The sequence below is a fragment of the Candidatus Poribacteria bacterium genome (assembly GCA_026702755.1).
Lineage (GTDB): Bacteria > Poribacteria > WGA-4E > WGA-4E > WGA-3G > WGA-3G.
Genome location: JAPPBX010000016.1, coordinates 24,973 through 36,781 on the forward strand (window position 1 = coordinate 24,973; position 11,809 = coordinate 36,781).

Annotated in this window: 13 protein-coding genes; 11 read left to right on the forward strand and 2 right to left on the reverse strand. The window is 46.5% G+C overall.

Features of this window, described 5'->3' with window-relative positions; translation table 11 throughout:
* Positions 1 to 30 precede the first annotated feature (30 nt).
* The 5 genes from OXH39_02820 (at position 31) to OXH39_02840 (ending at position 5,042) form a co-directional block, all read left to right on the forward strand.
* A complete protein-coding gene (locus OXH39_02820) occupies positions 31 to 1,167 on the forward strand; it encodes a VIT1/CCC1 transporter family protein (protein MCY3549366.1) in 1,137 nt (378 codons plus the stop codon).
* An 11-nt stretch (positions 1,168 to 1,178) separates the two neighbouring features.
* On the forward strand, positions 1,179 to 2,144 hold the full coding sequence (locus OXH39_02825) for a zinc ABC transporter substrate-binding protein (protein ID MCY3549367.1): 966 nt from the start codon (positions 1,179 to 1,181) through the stop codon (positions 2,142 to 2,144).
* A gap of 1 nt (position 2,145) precedes the next feature.
* Positions 2,146 to 2,883, forward strand: a complete 738-nt coding sequence (locus OXH39_02830; GenBank protein MCY3549368.1) for a metal ABC transporter ATP-binding protein — start codon at positions 2,146 to 2,148, stop codon at positions 2,881 to 2,883.
* A gap of 120 nt (positions 2,884 to 3,003) precedes the next feature.
* The gene (locus OXH39_02835; protein MCY3549369.1) at positions 3,004 to 3,927 is read left to right on the forward strand and encodes a metal ABC transporter permease; all 924 of its coding nucleotides are present in this window, start codon (positions 3,004 to 3,006) and stop codon (positions 3,925 to 3,927) included.
* 5 nt (positions 3,928 to 3,932) lie between these two features.
* Positions 3,933 to 5,042 carry a metal ABC transporter permease gene (locus tag OXH39_02840; GenBank protein MCY3549370.1) on the forward strand — a complete coding sequence of 370 codons (1,110 nt, stop codon included), beginning with the start codon at positions 3,933 to 3,935 and terminating at the stop codon, positions 5,040 to 5,042.
* A gap of 353 nt (positions 5,043 to 5,395) precedes the next feature.
* Here the strand turns inward: OXH39_02840 and OXH39_02845 are convergent, their stop codons facing one another.
* Positions 5,396 to 6,127: a hypothetical protein gene (locus OXH39_02845; protein MCY3549371.1), complete on the reverse strand. Its 732-nt coding sequence runs from the start codon at positions 6,125 to 6,127 to the stop codon at positions 5,396 to 5,398.
* A 369-nt stretch (positions 6,128 to 6,496) separates the two neighbouring features.
* On the opposite strand from OXH39_02845, the gene OXH39_02850 reads away from it, so the two are divergent.
* The 6 genes from OXH39_02850 (at position 6,497) to OXH39_02875 (ending at position 11,401) form a co-directional block, all read left to right on the forward strand.
* Complete coding sequence (locus OXH39_02850) at positions 6,497 to 7,168, forward strand: hypothetical protein (GenBank protein MCY3549372.1); 672 nt, start codon at positions 6,497 to 6,499, stop codon at positions 7,166 to 7,168.
* Positions 7,169 to 7,307: 139 nt separating this feature from the next.
* On the forward strand, positions 7,308 to 7,538 hold the full coding sequence (locus tag OXH39_02855; GenBank protein MCY3549373.1) for a type II toxin-antitoxin system HicB family antitoxin: 231 nt from the start codon (positions 7,308 to 7,310) through the stop codon (positions 7,536 to 7,538).
* A gap of 36 nt (positions 7,539 to 7,574) precedes the next feature.
* Positions 7,575 to 9,914, forward strand: a complete 2,340-nt coding sequence (locus OXH39_02860; protein ID MCY3549374.1) for a DUF255 domain-containing protein — start codon at positions 7,575 to 7,577, stop codon at positions 9,912 to 9,914.
* A gap of 62 nt (positions 9,915 to 9,976) precedes the next feature.
* A complete protein-coding gene (locus OXH39_02865; GenBank protein ID MCY3549375.1) occupies positions 9,977 to 10,279 on the forward strand; it encodes a hypothetical protein in 303 nt (100 codons plus the stop codon).
* Positions 10,254 to 10,523 carry a hypothetical protein gene (locus OXH39_02870; protein ID MCY3549376.1) on the forward strand — a complete coding sequence of 90 codons (270 nt, stop codon included), beginning with the start codon at positions 10,254 to 10,256 and terminating at the stop codon, positions 10,521 to 10,523. The genes OXH39_02865 and OXH39_02870 overlap by 26 nt, the downstream gene beginning before the upstream one ends.
* Positions 10,524 to 10,570: 47 nt before the next feature.
* Entirely contained in the window at positions 10,571 to 11,401 is an 831-nt protein-coding gene (locus tag OXH39_02875) for a hypothetical protein (GenBank protein ID MCY3549377.1), read from the forward strand.
* Positions 11,402 to 11,494: 93 nt separating this feature from the next.
* On the opposite strand, the gene OXH39_02880 is transcribed toward OXH39_02875, so the two are convergent.
* Positions 11,495 to 11,809 (reverse strand): hypothetical protein (locus OXH39_02880; GenBank protein MCY3549378.1); only part of this gene is annotated, 315 nt, incomplete at its 5' end.

An 11,809-nucleotide genomic window follows, 5' to 3' on the forward strand; every position in this document is an offset into this window, starting at 1 on the left:
GCGCTTCTTACCGCCGAAAGGAATCTAAAAATGGAACAGCAAGAACGGGTTCGACCGGATAATAAGACGGTCAAAGTATGGAAAAATCATTTACAAGATGAAATTGACGCGAGTTTCCTTTATGGCGTTTTCGCGGAGCTTGAACCGGATACCCAGCGGAAAGGAATCCTCAGTGAGCTTGCCGAGGTAGAGAATCAGCATGTAATCCGTTGGCAAAAGATGCTTATGGCATACAATGTCGGGGTCAGGAAACAGCAGCGACCAACGGTGAAAGCGCGGTTGATGGCGTGGTATGCTCGCCAGTTTGGTAGTGCGTTTCCGCTCTCACAGATGCTGAACGAGGAGGCGGGCGAAGTCAAAGACTATCTGGAGCTCCATAGAAACAGCACACTCGAAGAAGCGAAACAGACGGCACTTGCTTTAGCCAAGGAATCTGCGCAGCATACGGAGAGTTTGCAGGAACTGACTGGCACCGTTGGAGAGCCTTGGCACAAAACCGAATCCGGGGGTATGATAGGCAACATCGTTTACGGGTTTAACGACGGTTTAACGGCGAATTTCGGCTTGGTCGCTGGTGTCATCGCTGCGACATCGGATCTCTCCACAATTCTTGTGACCGGTATCGTTGGGACAGTCGCAGATGCGCTCTCTATGGGGGCTTCAGGATATCTTGCCGCAAAAAGTGAACAAGAGGTCTATGAACATGAGATTGAGGTCGAAAAAGAGGAGATCCGCCTCATGCCCGACCTTGAGGAGGATGAGCTCACACTCATTTATACGGCGCGCGGTGTGCCAAAGGATCAGGCTCGGGAACTTGCGCAGGAGGTGATGAGCGACCCGGAAAGAGCATTGGCGGAAAAAATCCAGACCGAACTTAAAATCGGGGAAGTCTATGCAACACCGCTTAAAGAGGGCTGGATTACAGGATTCGCGACCGCTATCGGTGCTTTCATTCCTGTCGCGCCGTTTCTCTTTACAGAAGGTATGCTTGCCATGTGGATCTCGTTTACATTGGCGATGGTGTCTCACTTTGCTGTTGGTGCGACACGGAGTTTCTTCACTGGGCGTGGGTTGGTACGAAGTGGTATCGACATGTTTGCTGTGGGGCTTGGTGTCGCGGGGGTTGGTTATCTCGTCGGTGAACTTTTAGAACGTTTTTTCTTTTAGGAATTTAAATTATGCAAAGAATATACATTTTATTATGCTTGATGATTTTACTCGCTGGAACGGGTTGCGATCCAAAGGAGCAACCGGATGCATCGGTCACTGGAAAATATCGCGTCGTCACAACGATTGGGATGATTACCGATGTCGTCAAGAACGTTGGAGGGGATCGCGTTGAAGTGGTAGGGTTGATGGGACCCGGTGTAGATCCGCACCTCTATAAGGCGAGTGCGGGTGATGTCCAGAAGCTTGATTCTGCAAGTCTTATTTTCTATAACGGATTGCATCTTGAATCGAAAATGGGCGATCTCCTTAATGTCGGAAAATACCGGGATAAAACCTTTGCTGTGACAGATGCCGCTGACCGAAGCTTGCTGTTAACACCACCGGAATTTGAGGGACAATATGATCCGCATTTGTGGTTTGATGTGACGCTTTGGATGCAAGCGGTGGGAAAGGTTCGCGATGTTCTCAGTGAATTTGATTCGGATAACACACTAATGTACTGGAGCAATGCCGAACGTTATCTCGCGAAACTCGCTGAGCTGCACGAATACGTGAAAGCACAAGTGGAACGCGTGCCGTCCGAGCAACGAGTACTCGTCACAGCACACGACGCTTTTAACTATTTCGGAAAGGCTTATGGATTTGAAGTCCGCGGGCTGCAAGGGATTAGCACCGCGACGGAGGCTGGTATCGCTGATGTGCAGGCGTTGGCGACCTTCATCGCAGAGCGACAGATACCCGCAATTTTTGTGGAGTCATCCGTCTCTACGAGGAGTTTGGAAGCAGTAAAAGCCGCTGTGAAGTCAAAAGGGTTTGAGGTGAAAATTGGTGGAGAACTTTTCTCTGATGCGATGGGAAGCGAAGGGACACCTGAAGGCACCTATATCGGGATGGTTCGCCACAATATTGATACAATCGTGAAGGCATTGGTAGGGAAATCGACAGCAACCTCATCTTCCACAACGGAATACTAAATTGCAAGCACTTGAAACGAAAGCCATTGAGGTGACTGATCTTACGGTTGCCTATCAGGAAAAACCTGTCTTATGGGACGTCGATCTTGACGTACCGCCCGGCGTGCTTTTGTCGATTGTCGGTCCGAATGGGGCAGGCAAAACGACGTTAATCAAGGCGATCTTGGGGTTAGTGCGCCCTGCCGCTGGCAACGTCTTAATTTATGACAAACCGTATGAGGCACAACGTCGGATTATCGGCTATGTTCCACAGCGAGGCACCGTGGACTGGGACTTTCCGACGAATGTTTTGGATGTTGTCATGATGGGACGCTACGGCGCGCTCGGATGGATAAGGCGACCGCGGAGGCAGGAGCGGGAACAGGCGATGAACGCATTAGAGAAGGTCGGCATGGAAGGCTATGCGACTCGGCAAATCAGTCAACTCTCCGGTGGTCAGCAACAACGTGTTTTTCTCGCACGGGCACTCGTTCAAGATTCTACAGTTTACTTGATGGATGAACCCTTTCAAGGCGTTGATGCTACTACTGAACGCGCAATTGTAGATCTCCTGCAAGAACTCCGGGCGAATGGCAAAACGGTCGTCGTGGTGCATCACGACCTGCAGACTGTAACCGACTATTTTGATTGGGTGATGTTGTTGAACATTCGCCGGATTGCGAGCGGCCCCGTTGAGGAAACGTTCACACCCGAAAATTTACGTGAGACTTACGGCGGACGTATCGCGTTCGTGAAATAGTTATCAGTTAAAGAGGTTTTCTGTAACAATTTACCACTCCTTAGAATGCTCCAAGCGGGGAGAATTGTTACCAACATCTCCTAACTGGAAACTAAGAGCTGATAACCGACACCCCTTAAAATGGAAGTTTTGAATATCCTAAATCACTTTGATTATACGCTCATGGTTGTTACCATCGGTGCAGCACTGCTCGGTGCGGTAAGTGGTTCGCTCGGCACTTATGCCGTTTTGCGTCGGCAGAGTCTTCTCGGTGATGCTATTTCGCATGCTGCGCTCCCCGGTATCGCTATCGCGTTCCTGCTTACAGGAAGCAAAGCACCTCTAATTCTGGTACTCGGTGCAGCGATTGCGGGGTGGTTGGGGACACTCCTCATTACGAGTGTTGTGAGGTTGACGCGTATCAAATACGATAGCGCGCTCGGCATCGTGCTCTCCACTTTTTTCGGATTCGGTTTGGTACTGCACACACTGATTCAGCGGACCGGTAATGCGAATCAGGCGGGGTTGGATACGTTTCTTTTCGGGCAAGCTGCTACAATTCTGGCTCGAGATATTTTGACGATAGGTGTCCTCGGTGGTGTTGCAATCGTCATCACGTTTATTTTTGGGAAAGAGTTAAAGTTGCTTGTTTTCGATGATGGTTTCGCCGCGTCGCTTGGGTTCCCGATCCGTGCGCTGGACATTCTGTTGACCAGTCTCCTTGTTATCGCAATCGTTCTCGGTTTGCAAGCCGTTGGTGCTGTATTGATGAGTGCGATGTTGGTCGCGCCAGCAGTCGCGGCACGGCAGTGGACGAATAAACTCAGTGTAATGATGTTCCTCGCTGCGTGCTTTGGTGCACTCGCTGGTGTGAGCGGGACTATCATTAGCAGTACTGCTTCACGCATCCCGACCGGTCCGACGATTGTGCTCTGTGCGACGGTTGTAGTAGGATTCTCGATCGCTTTTGCCTCGAATCGCGGGTTATTGTGGAATAGGCTACGGCAGCAACGGAATAGACGTAACCTGAAGATGACAGAGCAGCCACAGCAAGGGAACGATTAAAGACAATGTTCCAAAGTCAGTTTGAAATCCAACTTATTGCGATTGTCACAGCGGTGGCGTGCGCGCTCCCCGGCGTATTCTTAGTACTACGACGGATGACCCTAATGAGCGACGCGATTAGCCACGCCATTCTTCCGGGCATCGTGCTCGCCTTTTTTGTCACGGAGAGCCTATCATCGCCACTCCTGATTCTTGCTGCTGCAGGGACTGGTGTACTTACCGTTGTTTTCGTTGAATTGCTGCAACGGACGAAACTCGTGAAGGAAGATGCCGCAATCGGTTTGACGTTCCCTGCCCTTTTCAGCATCGGTGTGATTCTGATTTCTCGGTTTGCTGGGAACGTGCACCTCGACATGGATGCAGTCCTCCTCGGTGAACTTGCTTATGCACCGCTCAACCGACTGGAGGCTTTCGGGTACGACTGGGGTCCCGCATCTCTGTATGTGATGGGTACAATTCTTTTGTTAAACTTGGTTTTTATCCTGTTGTTCTACAAAGAATTGAAGTTAGCAACCTTTGACGCAAGTTTAGCTGCCACATTAGGGTTCGCACCTACTATTATCCACTACGGATTGATGTCGTTGGTATCCGTAACGACAGTCGGTGCGTTTGACGCGGTCGGTTCTATATTGGTCGTTGCGCTCATCGCTGGACCGCCCGCGACGGCTTATCTCATGACAGACAAACTTTCGCGGATGCTTATCCTGAGTGCGGTTGTTGGGAGTGTCAATGCCGTGAGTGGATATTGGCTCGCGTTCCTTTTTGATGTGTCTATTGCTGGATCGATTGCGACGGTGACGCTCCTTGTGTTCGGACTGGTTTTCATGGTTGTTCCGAACCGTGGACTTATTGCTATTGCGCGTAGACGTTCTCGCCAAAAATGGGAGTTTGCGCAGGCGATGCTGGTCATCCATCTCTTTAATCACGAAGGGCTTCCGGAAGCAGAAGCGGAATCAGAGATCGCACACCTCCATGAGCATCTCCGTTGGGATCCGGCGTTCGCAACTCAGGTTGTGAAGTATGCATTGAGTAACCGCTGTGTTTTAAAGAAAGAGACGCAGCTAACCTTAACACAGCAGGGACGTACGCTCGCGCAGCAGGCACTTGTGCAATAATTAATCTGATATTTCTCAAAACCTTCAGATGTCAATATATATCGGTGATCTCTAAATATGTGCTTATGAGAATGCGGACTGAAAAGTATCTGTCTTCTGAGGGAACATCCTTATTTTCACCGCACAAGGGTGTTAGATTGCAAATTAGAAGGGGAATCTAACAGAACGAATATCAAAAATCTTCATAGTGAATCCGTATTTTCATGTACGCATAGGTGCTTTATGTCGGTAGTTAATGGGTGTGGAAGTCAATGAATATTTTGATATCCCTCAGATTATCTTTACTTTCTCTATTGGACTCATCTATGAATTTTGATAGAAGTACGATATTGACAGGGAAGTTGTGTGAAGCGTCAAAGTTTGGTATTCCATGCAATTTGAAAAACCATATACCTTGCATCGAAAGGAACTTCTATACTACTCGTCATATTTAGCATTTCTCCAATATTAATTTCAACGCCGAATTCACCAATAGTAAAAGTTTCTGTACCTTGCAGGTTACGCGATTCGTCAAATGGAAAGTGGTATCTCCGTACGTGTTGAAAGAAAAAACCAACAAAGGGTCGAACGTCAGGAAATCTCCTATAGAAAATTCCTACTCCAACACGAGGTATATACGCTTCCTTGCGGACAGTAAAACCGGATCCATAATCAGAATCATAATACTGCTGTCCAAACATACCGGTTATTGCCCCTTTTCCGAAAAAACCGAAATTGTTTTCTGGTGGTGAAATTTTATATAGTACCGTGCCTTGAGAAAAAAATACTCGCTCTGGAATATAAAGTCTATGTGTTACCTCGGAATTCAAACCTACGGACACAGAAAATGTGAAATTATCGTGACTTGAGTAGTAAAAGATACCCTTGATGTTTTGTCCACTGTTGTGGATATCTAGGGAAACAACGGAAGGGTCATAGTGGTAGTCATCGGAAATGTAAAAGCGTTGGTATCCGAAACCGAAAGCCTTTCCATTAAGTGGTAACTGGAGAATACTTGTTTGGGAATAAGCAGGCTTAGCGAGATAGATAGTAATGAAAGCCAAATAGGCAAAAGTTGTGATTCTCTTCATATTAAGTGTAATCATATCACAGGTACTCTGTAAAATCAACGAAAAATTAGGGTTGCAACAATCAGGAATAGTGAATCACAACAACAGAAAGGATACAAGACTATGGATATATAGGTCAAAGGCGTTCAGTTCTCCCTTAGGAGGGATTTCCAAATCCCGATATATAGTAGTGGGAACGATCTCCAAATCGTTATTTACTGAATAAAGACGAAAAAAGACGAAAATTGAATAATTCTGTTTGATGTCCAACAGTCCTTGACAAATGAGTTTCTTTGGGATAAAGTAAAGAGACTATTTGTTATTGCACCAAAGTAGGAAACAACAGTGCAGCATGACACTGAATATAAAGGATCCCTTTTGAACTACGACGAAAGGATAAGGAGTATGGGATTACAACAATTGATTTATAAAGAGACTCTGAGATGGATGAAGGAAGAGTGTCTTTCTATTCAAAAGTGTAATGGTGACTTATACGTTCCGTTATGTGAATTATCCAGTTGGATAGATGATTCAGGGAAAAAAGATGTTACGCTTAAAGGTTTCATGGAAAATTGTCCTGAATATGGTATTCAATCGGAATGTTCTCAATGGATGATCCGCATCAAGTACCTACCATATCTAATAAGTCGTTTTGGTATTGGTAGAATTAGCAATCCTGCGGAACGAGACAAAATCCGTGGACTCTTAGAAAGGTTTGGATTTCAGATTCCTAACCATCCTTCGCATCAAGTATACTTTGTAAGATTTTGCAGTGAGGCGGATAGGAAAGAATATTGCAAAATCGGAATTACTTCCACGGCAATGAAGACGCGCCTAATTTCGCTCCGTCAACAAATTGGTAAACTTGCGGTTGATCGTGAGCTTGAAGTGTTAGGTGTCATTGAAGATAATGATGCAGCTGCCTTGGAATCCAAAATCAAAGAGAAATTTGCTTCGTTACGTGTCAATAATTTTGAGAATGGGTCTACGGTCGGGAAAAAGGAAATTTATCAGATGACCTCTGAATTGCATGAGTACATCAAATGCAAGTCTACAGATGCAGAACAAGAAATTTAATGATGCTGGAAAGACAAACAACCATAAATATGTTGAGGTAGTTGATTGGCTCTTTTTTCAATAATAATACCCCTGAAATATTTTTGGTAACATAGGGGCGGTGGGCACAGCGTTTTCTACAAGAAGCAGGAGTAATACCATGAATACAATGACATATAAAGAATATACTGCTCAGATCGTCTATAGTGAAGAGGACGGTTGTTTCATCGGAGATATTGTGGGTATTCGTGATATCGTCTGTTTTCACGGCGATTCTCTGGAAGAGATCCGCATCGCTTTTGAAGAATCCGTTGATGATTATCTCTTAACGTGTCAAGAATTCAACCGTTCGCCACAGAAGCCTGTTTCCTCGGAAGAAGCGGCGGATTGACAGGGCAATTGAGATATTCTTCCGGCACAATGGGACATGAAAATAAACAACAAAGCCATGAAACAAATCAACTGGAAATGGTTTTTAGGCTGTATTCTCCTTCTCAATTTTGTGTGGATAGCAGGAGCCGATGAAGCTGCACTCAAGAACCTGGATGGCTCGTGGAAGTGGACCAATCGACTCGTCCATGAGACCAGTCCTTATCTGCTGCTCCATGCACACAATCCCGTAGACTGGTATCCGTGGAATGATGAGGCGTTAGCACTGGCAAAGAAAGAAAACAAATTGATTTTTCTCTCTGTTGGGTATTCTACATGTTATTGGTGCCACGTCATGGAGCGGAAGGTCTTCTCAAACCCAGAAATCGCTGAGATGATGAACGAGAACTTTATTAATATCAAAATTGATAGAGAAGAACGCCCCGACCTTGATGAGATCTATATGACAGCGACGCAGCTGCTGATTCAACGTGGTGGATGGCCCAACTCCGTCTTCCTCACCCCTGATTTGAAGCCTTTTTATGCTGGCACCTATTTCCCACCTACTGATATGCCGGGCAGACCGGGGTTTCCAACGATCCTCGATGCAGTACACGAGGCATGGGTAACACGAGAGGCAGAGGTCATTGAATCCGCAAACCAGATCTCAAAAACAATTGAAATGGCAATAAGTCGAGGGTTCACCGCCCTGAACGCCAGAACTCTTGACAGATCGCTTACGACTGCTGCGTTAGACTACCTCCAAACCAGTTATAGCCGTGACTACGGTGGATTCGGTCGGGCCCCGAAATTTCCAAGTCCTGCCAATCTCGAATTCCTGCTGAGTGAGTATGAACGAAATTCGGGGTTACAAGCCCCTCCTACAAAAAAAGATGAAGCGTTGTTGAAAATGATAACACATACGCTGGATATGATGGCTTACGGCGGGATGTATGATCAGGTGGGCGGTGGGTTCCACCGGTATTCTGTTGATGAGAAATGGCTTATCCCTCATTTTGAAAAGATGCTTTATGACAACGCACAACTGGCGAAGGTGTATCTCCACGCGTATCAATTGACACGAGAATCACGCTACGAGCGCATTGCTGAAGAGATTTTCGGTTTCATTTTCCGAGAGATGACGGCACCCGAGGGTGGATTCTACGCCGCTTTGGACGCTGAAACGGATGCTGAAGAAGGGAAGTATTACGTCTGGACTGCCGATGAAATTAGGCAGATTCTCGGCAGAAAGGACGCGAATCGTTTCAACGATGTTTACGGCGTGGATAAGGGACCCAATTTTGAGGGTAAAAGCGTTCTTTACGTTCCTAAAGCGTCAGCAGTGGAAGATTCTGTGAAAGACTTATCAACGGCACGGGAAAGGCTCTTAAAGGCACGTGCTGAACGTGAGTATCCTTTGCTGGATACAAAAGTCATTGTCAACTGGAACGGTTTGATGATAGACGCGCTTGCCTACGGCTACCATGTTCTCGGTGAGGAGCGGTATCTTACTGCAGCGTCGAAAGCTGCACAGTTTGTGCTTGACACCTTGCAGAAACCCAATGGCGAATTGTGGCATACCTATACTGCTGGTGTTGTGAAGCAGGATGCTTACCTTGACGACTACGCCTTTTTTGTGCGTGGTTTGCTTGGCTTGTATGATGCCACAGGCGAGGAAAAGTGGCTGGATTCAGCAAGAACGCTTACCGGTACGATGATTCAACTTTTTTGGGACGATAAAAACGGCGGATTCTATTACACGAAGGCGGATGCGAAACACCTTATTGTGCGGACTAAAAAGCCTTATGATTCCGCGATTCCGTCTGGCAATGCTGTTGCAGTCAAGAATCTTTTAGCGTTTGGAGGAGATTATCGGGATTACGTAGAAAAGACGTTGCGTATTTTTTCTGATTCTATGGCACAAAGCCCCTCATCTTTCATGCATCTGCACTTCGCACTGAACCACTACTTGATGGTCACAGAGAAAGGGGTTGACGCTGCAACGCCGTCACTCGTGACTGCCTCCACTACAATTAAAGCCGAAAGCGACGAAATATTTGAAGTGGAACTGCAACTCGAAATTGCTGCCGGTTGGCACATTAACGCAAACCCAGCGGGGCAAGATAATCTGATTCCGACAACCCTTGAAGTAGATAAGGATACGCCGGTCGAGATTGTTGATATAGCGTATCCAAAAGGCAAGTCTATGCGTTTTGAATTTAGTGACGAATCCTTGAATGTTTATGAAGACAGCCTTATAATTCCAATAAAACTAAAGCAGAAATCAAATTGGAAGAAAAACGCTCAAATCACACTGAAACTCACTTACCAACTCTGTAATGAAGCAGAGTGTTTATTACCACAGACGTTGGACGTTCCGCTAAAGTTATTCCAGTAGTTGACTGTAAACATTTTTATAGGATATAATAATACAAGAGAATTAAAGGCAAGGAGACACAGATGAAACAACTTCAGACTTTCAAATTCCAGAATCCTGACTATGGAGACATCTATACCGCCCAACTGCAAAGAAACGGCAACGGGTGGATCGGCTGGATACGGGAGTATCCTACCGTGAAATGTGAAGAACGCACGAAAACAGCATTGCTGCAAACACTCGAAGATAAACTCTATAAAACCTTAGAAGCTGACTGGGAAGCATGGGATAGGCAGCTAGAAGAAGACGTGAAAGCAGGAAAGCTGGATCAGCTTGCTGAAGAAGCCCTTGAAGATCTACGTGCAGGTAGGTGCACCGATTTATAAAACACGCCGAGATTTTTGGACATATTATCAAAGGCTTCCAACTGAAATTCAACAACTCGCTGATGAGAAATTTGAGCTGTTGAAGCGGGATCCGACGCACCCATCCCTGAATTTCAAAAAGGTCGGTAGATATTGGTCTGCACGGATCAGCCAGCAGTATCGCGCCTTAGCACTCGAAGATGAAGGTATCTTCGTTTGGGTATGGATCGGAAAACACGACGAATATATGAGGCGTGTTCATTGATCAATTAGAATTACCGTAATCTTGATTCACTTTAGGAGGAACCTTAATTGAAAACTGTTATATCAATCTACATCACTCTATTTTTCTTATCAATAGCGTGCTCTCTTGCATTTGCCAATGTTATTCCAGACCCCGTGCTCTATCTCGATGCCGCTGACAATCCTGCCGACCCCAAGGCATGGAAGAACCTCGGTACTGAAGGCGGTGAATTGCTCGCTGCAGACAAACCAATGGTACTCGAAGAGGGCGAAATTAAGATTCCTGCCCTCGGGATTGTTCAACCGAATGCGAAGTATTACACAGCCAAGGAATCCCATTCAACCTTTGGCGGTCCGCCACAGAAAAATACGCCTCTGTTTTTTGAGGACTGGACGTTGGAATTTCTTTGTAGACGCAACGGCGATTTCTTCGTTGAAGAGCATCACTTCGCCGGTTTCCAGAACAGTCCAAGAGAAGGCAAGCAAGGAATTCGGCTTTGGATCGTGGGTGGTCAGAATTTGGACATCTCCGTCCATGCCGGTGGTGGTAAGCAGGGCGTTCAACCGCTTAACCTCAAACTTGAGGAAGGGGTCTGGACCTGGATAGCGGTTGTCGGCACGAGTGGCAAGTCTATTGTGGCGTATCAAGACGGTAAAGAGGTCAGCAAACAAGCCGGTTTTGAGTTCGACAAGAAGTTACCGATAAATGACATCTCAATTGGTGCTAATTCTTTCGATGAACGCCGTCGGACGTTTAATGGCTCATTCGCGATCGTCCGTGCTTATGACAAAGCTTTGACCGAAGCAGAGATTAACCAAAACATCTCTGGCACATTTGCTGTCGATCCGGCAGGTAAACTCTCAACGACTTGGGCAAGAGTCAAGCACGGCTATAGATAGTGAATACACCTTGAACGCTATACGCCTCAAGTGAACCTTTCCAGTCGGTGCGGTTGTGAAACCGGACCTACCAATTTTGGATTAAAGTCCTAATTATTGTTTTTTGAGATCTGCCCAAGTGCCAACGACGGTCTTTTTGACGAGAGACGGGGCAGCAGGCACAGGAACGGGAACCGTCCACTCACTTCTGATGTAGGTCGCCGCATCCCAGTCGAGACTCTCAAGCAGCACGTTCCGTAAAACTCTTGGATCCTCCATCTCCTTGAGTGCTTGGAAAATACCACCTTGCTTGTAGCAGGCGATGCCAAAGTCTATCTTGCGACCTGTGTCATCATAGAGCCGATAATCAAAGCCTGGAACGGTTGCTCCCGTGAAGCCCATTCCTATCATCGGGAAGGGTGTCTCTTC

What these genes read in the sequence shown, in the direction of transcription:
- OXH39_02855 (MCY3549373.1), top strand. Translation starts at nt 7,308, where the DNA reads ATGAATACAATGACATATAAAGAATATACTGCTCAGATCGTCTATAGT.
- OXH39_02820 (MCY3549366.1), top strand. Translation starts at nt 31, where the DNA reads ATGGAACAGCAAGAACGGGTTCGACCGGATAATAAGACGGTCAAAGTA.
- OXH39_02825 (MCY3549367.1), top strand. Translation starts at nt 1,179, where the DNA reads ATGCAAAGAATATACATTTTATTATGCTTGATGATTTTACTCGCTGGA.
- OXH39_02840 (MCY3549370.1), top strand. Translation starts at nt 3,933, where the DNA reads ATGTTCCAAAGTCAGTTTGAAATCCAACTTATTGCGATTGTCACAGCG.
- OXH39_02850 (MCY3549372.1), top strand. Translation starts at nt 6,497, where the DNA reads ATGGGATTACAACAATTGATTTATAAAGAGACTCTGAGATGGATGAAG.
- OXH39_02835 (MCY3549369.1), top strand. Translation starts at nt 3,004, where the DNA reads ATGGAAGTTTTGAATATCCTAAATCACTTTGATTATACGCTCATGGTT.
- OXH39_02865 (MCY3549375.1), top strand. Translation starts at nt 9,977, where the DNA reads ATGAAACAACTTCAGACTTTCAAATTCCAGAATCCTGACTATGGAGAC.
- OXH39_02845 (MCY3549371.1), bottom strand. Translation starts at nt 6,127, where the DNA reads ATGATTACACTTAATATGAAGAGAATCACAACTTTTGCCTATTTGGCT.
- OXH39_02860 (MCY3549374.1), top strand. Translation starts at nt 7,575, where the DNA reads ATGAAAATAAACAACAAAGCCATGAAACAAATCAACTGGAAATGGTTT.